The organism is Shewanella sp. MM_2022_3 (assembly GCF_022557375.1).
Classification (GTDB): domain Bacteria; phylum Pseudomonadota; class Gammaproteobacteria; order Enterobacterales; family Shewanellaceae; genus Shewanella; species Shewanella xiamenensis.
Genome location: NZ_JAKZGV010000007.1, coordinates 95,309 through 110,695, shown reverse-complemented (window position 1 = coordinate 110,695; position 15,387 = coordinate 95,309). Strand labels below are relative to the sequence as shown.

The 15,387-nt window shown below is 46.7% G+C and carries 10 protein-coding genes; 5 read left to right on the top strand and 5 right to left on the bottom strand.

Going from position 1 to position 15,387, the window contains the following annotated elements; genetic code table 11:
* Positions 1-62: 62 nt before the first annotated feature.
* The gene (locus MMG82_RS06585; protein ID WP_241406648.1) at positions 63-1,958 is read right to left on the bottom strand and encodes a DUF885 domain-containing protein; all 1,896 of its coding nucleotides are present in this window, start codon (positions 1,956-1,958) and stop codon (positions 63-65) included.
* A gap of 571 nt (positions 1,959-2,529) precedes the next feature.
* Here MMG82_RS06585 and MMG82_RS06580 point away from each other — a divergent pair.
* Complete coding sequence (locus tag MMG82_RS06580) at positions 2,530-3,081, top strand: protein tyrosine phosphatase family protein (protein ID WP_169548460.1); 552 nt, start codon at positions 2,530-2,532, stop codon at positions 3,079-3,081.
* Positions 3,082-3,241: 160 nt separating this feature from the next.
* Here MMG82_RS06580 and MMG82_RS06575 read toward each other — a convergent pair whose 3' ends face one another.
* The 4 genes from MMG82_RS06575 to hutI form a co-directional block, all read right to left on the bottom strand.
* Positions 3,242-3,838, bottom strand: a complete 597-nt coding sequence (locus tag MMG82_RS06575) for a Crp/Fnr family transcriptional regulator (RefSeq protein ID WP_047536454.1) — start codon at positions 3,836-3,838, stop codon at positions 3,242-3,244.
* Positions 3,839-3,994: 156 nt separating this feature from the next.
* The gene (gene deoD / locus MMG82_RS06570) at positions 3,995-4,705 is read right to left on the bottom strand and encodes a purine-nucleoside phosphorylase (RefSeq protein ID WP_047536455.1); all 711 of its coding nucleotides are present in this window, start codon (positions 4,703-4,705) and stop codon (positions 3,995-3,997) included.
* 14 nt (positions 4,706-4,719) lie between these two features.
* The gene (locus MMG82_RS06565; RefSeq protein ID WP_047540364.1) at positions 4,720-5,940 is read right to left on the bottom strand and encodes a NupC/NupG family nucleoside CNT transporter; all 1,221 of its coding nucleotides are present in this window, start codon (positions 5,938-5,940) and stop codon (positions 4,720-4,722) included.
* A 324-nt stretch (positions 5,941-6,264) separates the two neighbouring features.
* Positions 6,265-7,491: an imidazolonepropionase gene (gene hutI / locus MMG82_RS06560; RefSeq protein WP_047536456.1), complete on the bottom strand. Its 1,227-nt coding sequence runs from the start codon at positions 7,489-7,491 to the stop codon at positions 6,265-6,267.
* A 178-nt stretch (positions 7,492-7,669) separates the two neighbouring features.
* On the opposite strand from hutI, the gene hutC reads away from it, so the two are divergent.
* The 4 genes from hutC (at position 7,670) to fdnG (ending at position 15,385) form a co-directional block, all read left to right on the top strand.
* Complete coding sequence (gene hutC / locus MMG82_RS06555) at positions 7,670-8,377, top strand: histidine utilization repressor (protein WP_047536458.1); 708 nt, start codon at positions 7,670-7,672, stop codon at positions 8,375-8,377.
* A 123-nt stretch (positions 8,378-8,500) separates the two neighbouring features.
* Positions 8,501-10,171 carry a urocanate hydratase gene (gene hutU, locus MMG82_RS06550; protein ID WP_047536460.1) on the top strand — a complete coding sequence of 557 codons (1,671 nt, stop codon included), beginning with the start codon at positions 8,501-8,503 and terminating at the stop codon, positions 10,169-10,171.
* Between the two features lie 49 nt (positions 10,172-10,220).
* The gene (gene hutH, locus MMG82_RS06545) at positions 10,221-11,762 is read left to right on the top strand and encodes a histidine ammonia-lyase (protein WP_241406647.1); all 1,542 of its coding nucleotides are present in this window, start codon (positions 10,221-10,223) and stop codon (positions 11,760-11,762) included.
* 608 nt (positions 11,763-12,370) lie between these two features.
* A complete protein-coding gene (fdnG, locus tag MMG82_RS06540) occupies positions 12,371-15,385 on the top strand; it encodes a formate dehydrogenase-N subunit alpha (RefSeq protein WP_241406646.1) in 3,015 nt (1,004 codons plus the stop codon).
* Positions 15,386-15,387: the final 2 nt, after the last annotated feature.

Genomic DNA, 15,387 nt, shown 5'->3' with positions numbered 1-15,387 from the left:
AAAAAGAACAGGGGCCGCCTAAGCTGCCCCGATTTGAGATGATGTGAGCGGTTTTACCCGAACTAAACCTTGGTCTCTGCGGCGGCATTGGCCGCCTTAGCAGACTCGAGCCACAGATCCATCTTTTGCTCCAATAAATCTAAGGGCAAGGCGCCATTTTCCAGCAGTTTGTCGTGGAAGACTTTGATATCCAACTTATTGCCCAAGGCTTGTTTGGCCTTAGCTCGCAGTTCGATAATTTTCAGCTCGCCCAACTTGTAACCTAAGGCTTGTCCCGGCCAAACCACATAGCGCTCGATTTCGGACGTGGCCTCTGAGCGGTGTATTCCCTCAGTCGCCACTGCATAATCAATGGCTTGCTCACGACTCCATCCCTTTGCATGCATACCTGTGTCGGCCACTAAGCGCACCGCGCGGTGCAGCTCAGACTGCAAGCGGCCAAGATCGTTAATCGGTTTATCCTGATACATGCCCATCTCGGCGGCTAACCGCTCGGCATAGAGCGCCCAACCTTCACCTGCGGCATTGGAGTAAAAAATAGTACTCAGCAGCGGCAAGGTATCCGACAGACCGATAAGGGTCTGTAGATGATGGCCGGGATTGGTCTCGTGATAGGTTAAGGTTTGCAGCGAATAGGAGGGCAGCGCTGCCATATCGTACAGGCTTATCCAAAAAGTACCCTTACGCGAACCATCCTGTGACGGCGCATCGTAAAATGCACCGCTGGTTGCGGCGGCGCGACTATCGGGCACGGCTTCAACCGCAACCTCTTGATTCGGTAACTGCCCAAACCACAGCGGTAATTTGGCATTCACTTTCGCCAGATAGCCGTGAATGTCCGTCATTAATTGTTGTTTGCCTTCGGCGGTATTGGGGTAGATATATTTAGGATCCTTGAGTAATCGCTGCATGCGCTCGCCAACTGTGCCTTTGCGGTAACCCACTTGTTTGAGTAATACATCCATCTCGGCGGTAATGCGGGCGACTTCATCTAATCCCAGTTGGTGGATCTCATCTGGGGTCTTATCTGAATTGGCGAGGTGTTTAATCATCGCCTTATAGAGTTTCGCGCCCTGAGGCTGGTGTCCAAGTCCAGCCACATGGGTGGCCTTGAGACGCACAGCTTGTAGTGCGGAAATCAACTGGCGCGTCGCAGGGTAATATTTAGTCTCCACCAGTTCGGCGGCAGAGTTCACCAACGCCTCACTTTCTGGTACTTGGGCGGCGGTTAATTTGGCTTTAAAACTGCTGACCAAGGGATGCTTGTTGGCATGGTGGACTAACTGTTGCTGTAAGCCTGCGATGGTCTTATCGATAATAAAATCGGGTGGGATTACCCCCATTTGCACATCTTGATCCAGCTTATCGATAACCGTACCCATGGCGGCAGGATACATGCTTAAGCGGTTGAGATAAGCCTTAGCTTGCGCTGGAGTGCTGACCGCAAACTTATCTTCCATATAGCTCGGAAACTCAACATGCAATCCAGATAAGTGGTTGACGACATAAGGTAAAAACCAAACACCATATTCGCCAAGCATAGTGCCATAGGCCACGGTTTCGGCAGGCAACAGGGCGCCGGCGATTTCAGATTTTATCGAGCCTAAACTCACTTGTTCAGAGGCGCTAAGCTTACTGGCATCGATAGCATTGAGCTCAGCTAATATGGCCTTAAGCGCTTTACGGCGATGATTTTCCCCCGACGGGCTGTAATCGGTCAGCTTAGAGAGTACATCCTTGCCCGCCTCATCCTCGGCCACGCCATAATAGGTGGCGATTTCGGGTCTAAGGGCAAAATAACGCTGGGTGATTGGCGCAAGTTGCTGCTTAAGGCTCAATACTTGGACGGCCTTTTCGGCCTTGGCCTGCTCAGTAGTTTGATTGGTCTGTGTTGGGTTTGGATCGCTACAACCCGTTGCTAACATGGCCAGAATTAAAGCATTTACTATTCTTTTCATCAGGTTACTCATACAAAAACATTGTGGGCAAATCCGTTGTTGGACTTGTGCCGCAAGCGTTAAACCGTGATTAGTGTGATCAAGCTCAAATTTGAACGGTTATCCTAACAGTTTATTGCACTCAAACTGCATAAATTTTGTTACTAGTTTTATTGATAATCTGGAGTGAAAAGGGAAGTGGGGGACAAGGAAATCCTTATCGAACTTTATAATGCGCAGCCATTCTCAAATAGGTGGCGTTCAAGTGGATTCCCATCCACATAAAACAGCAAAGCACCTAATTCATGTCTAACTGAGAAAGCATTATTCATCATGGCCTCTGGGGCTGATAGGCAATACCATTAGGGCATATCTCGCTGAGATTGCTGCCATTCAGTGGTTAATTTTTGTGATTGAGCGATTAATTGCTGTCTTTGCGTTGTATCTGGGAAAAGTTGTCCTAGGTAATATTAAAAATGAGCGCTTGCTCAAAGGTTTTTACATCCAGAGTGATTTTACTGAACTTAGCGGATAAGGGATTATCAGAGGATTAAGTAAGTCGTTGATGTTTATATTGACTAAGGAGTTGTTGATGAGAAAAACCGCACTTTCGAGCCTTGTTTTTGCACTGCTTTTAGGGTCTCCACTGGCGAATGCCACTAATATCACGGCTGAATTTAAATCGGTTGAAAATATTAAAGATGTGAGGGCATTACAGCAGCAAGCGCCTCAGTTATTAAGTTCAGGCTTGCCGAGTGAGCAACAGTTTGCGCAGCTAAAACAGGCGGGTGTGGATGTAGTGATCAACCTTATGCCGGACAATAGCAAAGATGCCCATCCAGATGAAAGAAAACTCGTGACTCAGGCCGGAATGGACTATGTGTATATTCCCGTGGATTGGCAAAACCCTAAAGTAGAAGATGTTGAAGCCTTCTTTACAGTAATGGATCAGCATAAGGGGAAAAATGTGTTAGTTCATTGCCTTGCTAATTATCGTGCCTCAGCGTTTGCCTATTTGTATCAGTTAAAGCAAGGCCAAAAACCAGAAATAGAAAAGACTATGGCGCCATGGAATGGAGAGTTATTAAACTATCCTAAATGGCAGGCATTGTTAGTGGATGTAAGTCAAAAATACGGTTTCTAATGTTTCACGTGAGTATGAATCCGCCCGCGCGATTGCTTAGTTATACGCTTGATGCGCGGATGGTATTTTGCGTTAAATCGCCATTATTACCACTTATATACCAAGTGTTTAAAGGCATTGTTTTTTAACAATATACGTTTTTGTAGAGTAAAAGTAATCGCTACAAGTTAATTATTTTATAAAATGGCTTTAATTTTACGATTTTCCCTTCTTGGATGAGTTCGTTAATTATTCTACGGTATGAGCGTGTCGTTATTCCGAGTCGTTTTGCGCCAAGAGTTGATGAAAGCTTAAATTGTTCTTCGCTTGCTAAATTTTTAGCTTCTAATATTTGGTTGATAATACTCACTTTTGTTGATTGTGTCAGATTGCTGATAAGTTCGTGCATATTTCGATTATATCTTTTTGTAATTAATGACGTAATATACATGAACATATTTGAATCTTTTTCTACAATTTTTATAAAATTAGCTTTAGATATTCGATACATTACGCCGGATTTATTTGCTTTTATGCTAAATAAAGCACTGTTGTTTTCTTGGAAAAACTCCATTTCACCTAGAAATCCGCAGTAATTATCTTCAACTTTAAGAATGAATTCATTACCACTCGAGTTTATATAAGAAACGGTTAGGTTGGCATTTTCACAGAATATGAGTTCAGAAACATGCTTAGATTGTCTTAGCAAGTAGGAGTTCTTATGGTATTTAATCTCTGCAATACCAATAGCTTTAACAATAGTAGCGATATCATCCATAAGTATTTGTTACATATTCAAAACATGTTATTTGTATACAAGTATACTATCGCAGTATTGAATAGCAATCACTACCCTGGAGTATGAATTTGGTGAAAGTGGTTAAAACGCATTAAGTTAAGATTTATTCAATACGCTTTAACCATATTAAATAGATTAAATTTTAATGGCCGTTTCTAATGCGACTTTGACCATTTCATGGAGATCGGTTCTGCGTTCGTCAGCCGTTAAATGTTCATGCTGGGTAATATGGTCTGTAACGGTACAAAGAGCGAGTGCGCGGCATTGATGCTCTGCAGCAAGCGCATAAAGAGCGTTTACTTCCATTTCTACACCTAGTACGCCGTATTTTGCCATCAGGGTATAGTCATTTTCATTTGGTCGATAAAATAGATCAGATGAAAATACGTTGCCTACCTTATAGTTAACAGTTGTCGTTTTTAACACTTCAACACACGCCTGTAATAGGTCAAAGTTTGCGATGGCTGCCAGATCGTGGTCTAAAAAGCGAATACGATTTATTTTGGAGTCTGTAGAGGCTCCCATGGCAACAATTAAATCTTTCAGCTGAATATTATCCGATATAGCTCCACAACTACCTACTCGAATAAAGTTTTTAACACCGTAGGTTGTCATCAGTTCATGAAAATAAATCGAGGCTGAAGGTGCACCCATGCCATGACCCATAATTGAAATATCTTTAGATTTATATTTTCCAGTAAAACCTAATATTCCACGGACATTAGTGACTTCCTTTACATCCTCTAAATAAGTTTCTGCAATAAGTTTTGCTCTGAGTGGGTCACCAGACATAATAATTGTTTTTGCAAAGTCACCAGGATTCGCATTGATATGTGGAGTCGACATGTTTCACCTCTAAATTACATTAATGACACTAAGGCGCCTGCAATAGTACCTGACATTAAATTGGCCAAGATTGCGGCTAAAAGTACTCTTGGGCCAATTTGAGTGATAAGTTCTCGTTTATCTGGGCACATGGCAGCGATACCACCAACGACCATAGCAAGTGAGCCAATATTGGCAAATCCACATAGGCTAAAGACAACAATGGCCTGTGTTTTATCTGAAAGAGTATTAGATACTTCTAAGAAACTGATATAAGCAACAAATTCATTAATGGCAATTTTTTGGCCAATAATTGAAGCTGCAGGTATTGCTTCAGACCAAGGGACTCCCATGAGGAATGCTAATGGAGATAGCAAATAGCCAATAATCATTTCTAATGTAAGCTTATCGATACTAAATAAATTACCGATACTACCAATGATGCCATTTAATAATGCAATAATGGCTACAAATGATACTAATAATGCCGTTACAGTAATAACTTGGTTCATGCCCATTAAAGAGCCATCAGTAATGGCTGCTAATAATCCTTTGGGCTGATCAGCATCTTCGATTTTATTGTCATTATTAACTATATTTTGTTCAGTTTGTGGGCAGAGTAGCTTTGCAAATAATAGACCTGCTGGTGCGGTCATAAAACAAGCTGTAAGAATATATTTAGGATCAATGCCTAGGTTGATATATCCCACCATAGTGCCACCCGCGACACTGGCTAATCCACCTGTCATAACAGCAAATAACTCTGAGCGAGTCATGTTTTTGACTAAGGGTCGAACCATCGATGGGGCTTCAATTGGTCCGACAAAAATATTTGCTGTGGCAGAAAGAGATTCAGCTTTACTGGTACCTAATATCTTAGAGAGTCCGCCACCAATAATATTAATGATAAATTGCATGACTTTTAGGTAGTAGAGTACTGAGATTAAGGCAGAGATAAATATCACTACGCAAAGTACGTTGATAACGAAAACAAAGCCTAATTTATAGTTAGCTAGATCGCCAAAAACAAAGGTTAAACCAGAATTTGAAAAGGCAATTACACTGTTGACGCCACTGCTCATGGCTTCAATGATGGTGACTCCTGCTGGTACAAACATAACAAATGCACCGAGTAAAATTTGAAGTGTTAATGCTCCTGCAATGGTTTTAAATTTTATTTGGCGTTTATTTTCGGAGAATAGATACCCAATAAAGACTAGAACAGCAATACCGATACAACTCATGATTGTTGACATAGGTTCATCCATCATCATCTGGTAATAGATCATTTTATAGAGATGAATCATTCAAGATTTTTTCGTTAAAAAAACGGACATTTTTCCTATTTGAGGATAAAAATGTGGTTATTTGCAGAAAATCACATGAAATGTTTAATTTTTATTTTATTTCAATGTGTTAGATGATATGTGTTGGCGGTCTAACCTAATGCATCTAAATCAAGATTATGCTGTTGGAATTTAGGTATTTAGGCGATGTATCTAGTGCAGGAGATCTTGTCACTATTGTCAGAAGGTCTATTTAACTGAGTGAGTGCAGTTAAATAGACCAAAGCTTTGAAATTATTGATGGATTAGCTTACCGTTTTTTACTACATCTTTGCAGGGATTAACGCCGTAGCTGTAGGCCAACTGTGCAGGGGTGGCGATATCCCACAGACAGAAATCCGCCTGTTTGCCGACCACTAAGCTGCCGACATTCTCTTCAATTCCTAGCGCCTTGGCTGCATTGAGTGTTAAACCCGCAAGTGCTTCCTCTGGGGTTAAGCGGAACAGGGTGCAACCCATGTTCAGCATCAGCAGGGTCGAGCAGATGGGCGATGAGCCGGGATTAAAGTCGCTGGCGAGCACCATAGGTACGCCGTATTGACGCAGTAAGTCGATAGGCGGTTTTTGGGTTTCCCGCAAAAAGTAAAACGCGCCCGGTAACAGCACGGCGCAGGTGCCACTTTCACTTAGGGCCTTAACGCCAGCCTCATCTAAATATTCAATATGATCAACCGACTTAGCCCCTAAACGTGCGGCTAATTCAGAACCGCCCATATTGGATAATTGCTCGGCATGCAGTTTAACTTGCAGGCCAGCTGCTTTGGCGGCGCTCAGTACGCGCTCGGTTTGCTCTAGGTTAAAGGCGATGTTTTCACAGAATACATCCACCGCATCGGCGAGGTTTTCGGCAATCACCGCAGGCAGCATCTTATTGATGATTAAGTCGACATAGCCGTCGCTATTGTCTTTAAACTCGGGTGGCACCGCATGGGCTCCGAGGAAGGTGGTTTTGACATCCACATGATGATGTTGGCCGAGTTCGCGGGCCACACGCAGGATTTTGAGTTCGGTTTCGGTATCTAGCCCATAGCCAGATTTAATCTCTACCGTAGTAACGCCTTCCTTCGCCAAGGCATTTAAACGCTGGCGCCCGAGGTCAAATAGCTCGGCTTCGTCGGCCTCACGGCAGGCGTTAACTGTGGAAATAATTCCGCCGCCAGCACGGGCAATTTCCTGGTAGGTGGCGCCCTTTAGGCGTAGCTCGAATTCGTTGGCGCGATTACCGGCAAACACTAAATGGGTGTGGGCATCAATCAGCCCTGGAGTGATCCAACCGCCCTTGCCCCTGTAAACAGGAATGGACAACACATCGAAGGCGGGCAGCTCGCTGCGTGGGCCTAACCAGGCAATTTTACCGTCTTTTACTGCGATAGCCGCATGGGTAATTGCGCCGTAAGGTGCTGATATGGAAGGGTCCATTGTTGCTACGTTAACGTCTATCCAAACCTGATCCCAAGACATTGTTATCCCTCGCTGCGTTGGCTTTTTGGCCCCGCAAACTCTTTATTATCGAAAGTTATGTGAGCTAGCTTGTATTTACTTGTATATACAAGCTAGGATTGTAGCCGCAATTTTGAACGTTTGAAAGTGTGCTCGCATCTAGCACCTAGATTCTAGATTTTTATACCGAGGAAGTGTTTTGGCTACGCCTAAGTTTGCAGAAATTAAGCAATATATCATTGGTTGTATCGAGTCTGGTGAGTGGGAAGAAAATGCCCGCGTGCCCTCGGAAAATCAGCTGGCCGAACTGTTTGTCTGTAGCCGTATGACGGCGCGTCGTGCCTTGACCGAGCTAACAGATAACGGCGTGCTTGAGCGTTCACAGGGGCTGGGCACCTTTGTGGCCGGACGAAAGTCGCAATCCTCCATGCTGGCGATCCGCAACATTGCCGACGAAATCAAAGACCGTGGTCATGGTTACAGTGTGCAGCAGTTGGCACTTGAGCAAGTAAACGCTACCGCGCCTATCGCCATCGCACTGGCGCTGGAGCTCGGAAGTCCGGTGTTTCATTCGGTGTTAGTGCATTGCGAGCAGGGCGTGCCACTCCAAGTCGAGGAGCGTTATGTGAATCCCGCCTTTGCGCCTGATTACTTAGAGCAGGACTTTAGCGAGCAGACGCCCCATGAATACCTGTCACAGGTGGCGCCGCTGACCGAGGCGCACCACACCATCGAAGCCATTATTGCCAGTAGCGAATTGCAGCAGAGGTTAGCCATTCCGGCGACCGAACCCTGTTTACAGATTTCACGCCGAACTTGGTCGCGCCAAGGGGTGGTGAGTTTTGCCAAATTAGTACACCCAGGTAGCCGCTTTAAACTCGGCGGACACCTTACCTTTAATAAATAACAACTCGCGAAAACCCGTTAAGAGCTTATGCCTTTAACCTTAGGTTTAGCGAAAAACACAATAAAAACAATAGCACTTAGCCTAATGGCAAGTGAGTTCAACAGGTTGAAAGAGGACATCTCAATGCACAAGCGACACGACCCAAGCCGCCGCATTATTGCGCCCCATGGTAGCCAATTAAGCTGTAAAAGCTGGTTAACCGAAGCGCCAATGCGCATGTTAATGAACAACTTACATCCCGATGTGGCCGAGCGCCCAGAAGACTTAGTCGTCTACGGTGGTATCGGCCGAGCTGCCCGCGATTGGGATTGTTACGACAAAATCATCGAAGTCCTACAACGCCTCGAAGACGATGAAACTTTATTAGTGCAATCGGGCAAACCTGTGGGCGTATTTCGAACCCACGCCGATGCGCCGCGCGTGCTGATTGCTAACTCAAACCTAGTGCCACATTGGGCAAATTGGGAGCACTTCAACGAGTTAGATAAACAAGGGTTGGCAATGTATGGCCAGATGACCGCAGGTTCGTGGATCTATATTGGTACCCAAGGCATTGTCCAAGGTACCTACGAAACCTTCGTTGCCGTGGCAAAACAACACTTTGGCGGCATCTCCAAAGGCAAATGGATTCTTACTGGCGGCTTAGGTGGTATGGGCGGCGCGCAAACGCTCGCCGGGACTATGGCTGGCTTCTCTGTGCTCGCCTGCGAAGTGGATGAAACCCGTATCGATTTTCGTCTGCGTACCCGTTATGTGGATAAAAAGGCGACTTCATTAGACGAAGCCTTGGCTATGATCAACGACGCCAATGTCTCGGGTAAACCCGTTTCAGTTGGTCTGTTAGCTAACGCTGCCGATGTGTTTGCAGAATTAGTGAAACGTGGCATTACCCCTGACGTTGTCACCGACCAAACCTCTGCCCACGATCCGCTGAACGGCTATTTGCCACAGGGCTGGACCATGGCGCAAGCGGCCGATATGCGTAAAACCGATGAAGCTGCCGTCGTTAAAGCGGCTAAAGCTTCGATGGCGGTGCAGGTGCAAGCCATGCTGGATCTGCAAATGGCGGGCGCTGCGACCTTAGACTATGGTAACAACATTCGCCAAATGGCCTTCGAAACCGGCGTTAAAAACGCGTTCGATTTCCCAGGTTTTGTGCCTGCTTATATTCGCCCACTCTTCTGCGAAGGTATCGGCCCGTTCCGTTGGGTTGCCCTGTCTGGCGATCCTGAGGATATCTACAAGACCGACGCTAAAGTCAAAGAACTGATCCCAGATAATCCTCATCTGCACAACTGGTTAGATATGGCTCGTGAGCGTATCGCCTTCCAAGGTCTGCCAGCGCGTATCTGCTGGGTGGGTTTAAAGGACCGTGCGCGTTTAGCTCAAGCCTTTAATGAGATGGTGAAAAACGGCGAGCTGTCGGCGCCCATAGTGATTGGCCGCGACCACTTAGACTCAGGCTCAGTCGCCAGCCCTAACCGTGAAACCGAATCTATGCTGGACGGTTCAGATGCGGTATCCGATTGGCCATTGCTAAACGCACTGCTAAACACTGCCAGCGGTGCGACTTGGGTGTCTTTGCACCACGGTGGTGGTGTCGGTATGGGCTTTAGCCAACACTCGGGCGTAGTAATCGTCTGTGACGGTACTGAGGCCGCCGCTAAACGTGTTGGCCGCGTGCTGTGGAACGACCCAGCGACAGGCGTGATGCGCCATGCCGATGCGGGTTATGAGATCGCCAAAAACTGTGCAAAAGAGCAGGGCTTAGATCTGCCCATGCTTAAAGACTAACAACTCAACACAAACCGTGAAAAACAACGACAAGAATACGGATATAAAAATGAAATCAGTCAACCATTTAGTATTAACGCCCGGCAGCTTAAGTCTGGCGCAACTGCGTGAAATCAGTCGCCATAAACTGACACTCGAATTGGCGCCAGAGGCCATTACCGACATCAACACCAGCGCGCAAATCGTGCAAAAGGTGTTGGATGAAGGTCGCACCGTTTACGGCATCAACACAGGTTTTGGTCTGCTGGCCAACACTAAGATTGCCCCGGAAGATCTGCAATTGCTGCAACGCTCTATCGTGTTATCCCACGCGGCGGGCACGGGCCAGTATATGCAGGATGCCACAGTGCGCCTGATGATGGTGTTAAAGATCAACTCCTTAAGCCGTGGTTTTTCTGGCATTCGTTTAGAAGTGATTAACTTCCTTATCAGCCTAGTGAACGCCGAGGTTTATCCCTGCGTGCCTGAAAAGGGCTCAGTGGGTGCCTCTGGTGACTTAGCGCCGTTAGCCCATATGTGTCTGCCGCTCTTGGGTGAAGGCGAGATGAGCTACCAAGGGCAGATTATTTCGGCCGCCGAAGGCTTAGAAATCGCTGGCCTCAAGCCTATCGATTTAGCTGCGAAGGAAGGCTTAGCCCTGCTCAACGGTACTCAGGCTTCTACCGCGCTGGCGCTGGAAGGCTTGTTCCACGCTGAAGACTTGTTTGCTGCCAGCTCAGTGATTGGCGCGATGAGCGTCGAGGCGGCCATGGGTAGCCGCAGCCCGTTTGACCCACGCATCCATGCGGCCCGTGGTCAAAAAGGTCAAATCGATTCGGCGATGGTGTTCCGTCATCTGTTGGGTGAAGAGTCTGAAATCAGCTTAAGCCATGCAAACTGTGAAAAGGTACAAGACCCTTACTCACTACGCTGCCAACCACAGGTGCTAGGCGCTTGCTTAACGCAAATTCGCCAAGCGGCGGAAGTGTTAGGCACTGAGGCCAATGGCGTGACCGATAACCCGCTGGTATTCCAAGATACTGGCGATATTATCTCTGGCGGTAACTTCCACGCCGAACCAGTCGCTATGGCTGCGGATAATTTGGCGATTGCGATTGCCGAATTAGGCGCGATTGCAGAGCGTCGTATCGCGCTGCTCATCGACTCTAGCCTGTCTAAATTGCCACCATTCCTAGTGAAAAATGGCGGTGTAAACTCGGGCTTTATGATCGCTCAAGTGACTGCGGCGGCATTAGCCTCTGAAAACAAAACCTACGCCCATCCTGCATCGGTCGACAGTTTACCAACCTCGGCCAACCAAGAAGATCACGTTTCTATGGCGACCTTTGCGGCGCGCCGTTTGCGGGATATGAGTGAAAATACCCGTGGTGTGTTAGCGATTGAATTGTTAGCTGCCGCCCAAGGGTTGGATTTCCGCGTGCCATTAACGCCAAGCGCGGCGGTTGCCAAAGCCAAAGCCGAGCTACGCGAAGTGGTTGCCTACTACGATAAAGACAGATATTTCGCGCCGGATATCGAAGCGGCAACGGATCTGTTGTACACCGCCAGCTTTAATACTTACTTGCCCCAAGGCGTATTGCCGAGTCTGTAATGCACAGTCTTTGGCGCCGATAACCCCTCTGCGGGTGAAAAGTGCTGAAGCAAGCGACCAATAAAGTGAAAGGCATAGCGATTTGCTATGCCTTTTGTCTATCTTATGCGGCGATTTCGCTGTTTTTACACTTTGTACTTTAGGTGTGTTTAACACCGCAGGATGAATGCTTTTTTATCCAATCTTTACATTGTCAGCTTTGAGAGCTGTCTATCCATCCAAAACCGATAAATATGAGGTGTTTTTAACCATCTCTTATTTCGTTTCGGCTTTAAATCTACACCTTATATAACCTTAATATGCCATTGTGAGACAAAATGGGTCTTGACATGTGGACAAAATGTCTTTTGGTGGTTTTTGGGTTTATATCTTAATTTGTTTCACCATTATGGAATTAAATTCTAAAAAATAATATTTAAAATCTATTTAATGGTTGTTTGCTCTGTAGCTGGCAAATTGAGATCTTGATCTCATGTCATTATTTGTTATCTATTTTCACTTTAAGGATAATCTTAAATTAAGTGAGGTCTTTATTGACTCACTCAAACGATTGCAGCGTTACCACTGCAATTACCAAACTCATAACGACAAAAGTGTGAGATAACGCTATGAACAGACGCCAGTTTTTTAAACTGTGTGCGGCCGGAGCGGCAACCTCAGCGATTTCAGCGCTGGGATTGATGTCCGAAAAGGCCTATGCAGCAGTGCGAGAGTTTAAGCTGATCGGAGCCAAAGAAACCCGTAACAACTGTCCGTATTGCTCGGTAGGTTGTGGCCTGCTGATGTACAGCCAAGGCAGCGGGGGTAAAAACTCTGAACATGCTATTTTCCATATCGAGGGTGATGCCGATCATCCAGTAAACCGAGGTGCATTGTGCTCTAAGGGTGCTGGCCTTGTGGATTATGTTAACAGTCCACACCGTTTACAGTACCCAGAATATCGCGCCCCCGGCAGCAACAAGTGGGAACGGATCAGCTGGCATGATGCCTTTAAACGTATTGCTCGTTTAATGAAAGATGACCGTGATGCGAACCTGATTGAAAAGAACGCCGATGGCGTAACGGTTAACCGTTGGTTAACCACAGGGATGATGACTTCATCCGGCATGGCCAATGAAAGTGGCTTAGCGACACAAAAATTTGCTCGCGCTTTAGGCCTTGTAGCTATCGATACTATTGCACGTAACTGACACTCTCCAACGGTAGCAAGTCTTGCTCCGACATTTGGACGTGGTGCCATGACCAACCACTGGATCGATATTAAAAATTCAAACGTAGTGATTATTATGGGCGGTAATGCCGCAGAAGCTCACCCTGTCGGATTCGGCTGGGTTACGGAAGCGATGCAGCATAACAATGCTAAGTTGATTGTGGTTGACCCACGTTTCAACCGCAGTGCGTCATTGGCAGATCACTATGCCCCAATCCGCTCAGGAACTGACATTGCATTCCTTCTGGGTGTGATCCGTTATTTGATTTCGACCAATCAAGTTAACTTCGATTATGTGAAAGCCTATACCAACGCCAGTTATCTGGTGCGGGATGATTTTGACTTCCATGACGGCCTATTCTCAGGCTTTGATGAAGCAAAAGGCGAGTACAACAAAGAATCCTGGTTCTACCAACTCGACGAAGACGGCTATGCCAAAGTGGATGAAACACTTGAGCACCCGCGTTGTGTGTGGAACTTACTCAAACAACACGTAGAACGTTATGATTTTGCAACGGTAAGTAATATCACTGGTACACCAACAGAAGATTACCAAGTGGTATGTGACGCTATTGCGAGCACTCATACTAAAGATCGTGTGGCGACATTTATGTATGCGCTGGGCTGGACCCATCATAGTAAAGGTGCGCAGAACATCCGTTCTATGGCGATGATCCAGTTATTACTGGGCAACATTGGTCAGTTAGGCGGTGGTGTTAACGCATTGCGCGGTCACGCCAACGTTCAAGGTTCAACCGACATGGGGCTACTGGCTCAAAGTTTACCCGGTTACCTTAAACTGCCAAACGATAAAGAACCTACCTTAGCAGCTCACTTGGCGGTGAACACACCTAAGCCATTGCGCCCAGGTCAAACCAACTACTGGCAAAACTATCCGAAGTTTTATGTGTCCTTGCTCAAAGCCTTCTGGGGTGAGAACGCGACGCCTGAAAACGAGTTCGGTTATCAGTGGTTGCCTAAGTGGGACCAGATGTATGACTTCGGTAAGCATCTGGACATGATGTACCGTGGCAAAGTGAACGGTTGTATCGTGCAAGGGGTTAACGCCATTAACTCAATGCCTAACCGTAACAAGAATATCAAGGCGCTGAGTAACCTTAAGTACTTAGTGGTGCTTGATAACTTGTCATCGGAAACCGCCACCTTCTGGCAAAACGAACCCGGTTATAACGAGGTCGATACTGCCAGTATTCAAACCGAAGTATTCCGCCTACCTGCGACAGTGTTTGCGGAGGAAGAAGGTTCGATCGTTAACTCTGGTCGTTGGATGCAATGGCACTATAAAGGCGCTAATCCTCCAGGCGAAGCGATGTCGGACTCAGAGATTGTGTCTGGTCTGCTGCTGGAGTTGAGAAAGTTATATCGCGAAGAGGGCGGCAAACTGCCTGAGCCGATTCAAGCGATTAACTGGAACTATACCGATCCGCACAACCCTAGCGCTATCGAGCTGACGAAAGAGTTGAATGGTTACGATGTCGCTACCAAGCGTCAGATCAGCAGTTTTGCTGAATTGAAGGCCGATGGTAGTACTGCGAGCGCCTGTTGGGTTTATGCGGGTTCTTGGACTGAAGCCGGTAACCAAATGGCTCGCCGCGATAACCATGATCCATCGGGTAAAGGTATTACACCGGGTTGGGCCTTCGCATGGCCGCTTAACCGCCGCGTCCTCTACAACCGTGCCTCCTGTGATGTGAACGGTAAACCTTGGGATGAGCACCGTAAGATCGTTGAGTGGAAAGACGGCAAGTGGGAAGGGATAGACGTGCCCGACTTCAATGCCAAGTTGAATCCACAGGAAAGTGCGCATCCTTTCATTATGCAGGCTGACGGCGTGGGTCGTTTCTTCGCGCTCAAACTGCTTAAGGAAGGACCGTTCCCAGAGCATTACGAGCCTGTCGAATCGCCCATCGGCACCAACCCTCTGCATCCAAATGTGGTGCACAGCCCTGTGCTGCGTTGGTTCGAAGGGGTGAAAGACACTATCGGTACTAAAGAGGAATATCCCTACGCCTGTACCACTTACTCACTCACAGAACACTTTAACTTCTGGACGACACATTGCCGTTTAGCGGCGATTGCCATGCCAGAGACCTTTGTCGAAATGAATGAGCAATTGGCAGCAGAAAAAGGCATCAAGAATGGCGATTGGGTGAAAGTGAGCTCGAAACGTGGCCACATTCTCACCAAAGCCTTAGTGACCAAGCGTTTGCGTCCATTACAGGTTAATGGTCAAACGGTACACACGCTAGGTATTCCACGTCACGGTAGCCATAACGCGCTTACACGTAAGGCCTATAGCTGTAACGTCCTTACCACTGAGATGGGTGATGCCAACACGGGTGTGCCTGAGTACAAAGCGTTCCTCGTGAATGTTGAAAAGGCGGAGGTCTGATA

What these genes read in the sequence shown, in the direction of transcription:
- MMG82_RS06580 (WP_169548460.1), top strand. Translation starts at nt 2,530, where the DNA reads ATGAGAAAAACCGCACTTTCGAGCCTTGTTTTTGCACTGCTTTTAGGG.
- MMG82_RS06565 (WP_047540364.1), bottom strand. Translation starts at nt 5,940, where the DNA reads ATGTCAACAATCATGAGTTGTATCGGTATTGCTGTTCTAGTCTTTATT.
- hutI (WP_047536456.1), bottom strand. Translation starts at nt 7,491, where the DNA reads ATGTCTTGGGATCAGGTTTGGATAGACGTTAACGTAGCAACAATGGAC.
- MMG82_RS06575 (WP_047536454.1), bottom strand. Translation starts at nt 3,838, where the DNA reads ATGGATGATATCGCTACTATTGTTAAAGCTATTGGTATTGCAGAGATT.
- deoD (WP_047536455.1), bottom strand. Translation starts at nt 4,705, where the DNA reads ATGTCGACTCCACATATCAATGCGAATCCTGGTGACTTTGCAAAAACA.
- MMG82_RS06585 (WP_241406648.1), bottom strand. Translation starts at nt 1,958, where the DNA reads ATGAAAAGAATAGTAAATGCTTTAATTCTGGCCATGTTAGCAACGGGT.
- hutU (WP_047536460.1), top strand. Translation starts at nt 8,501, where the DNA reads ATGCACAAGCGACACGACCCAAGCCGCCGCATTATTGCGCCCCATGGT.
- hutH (WP_241406647.1), top strand. Translation starts at nt 10,221, where the DNA reads ATGAAATCAGTCAACCATTTAGTATTAACGCCCGGCAGCTTAAGTCTG.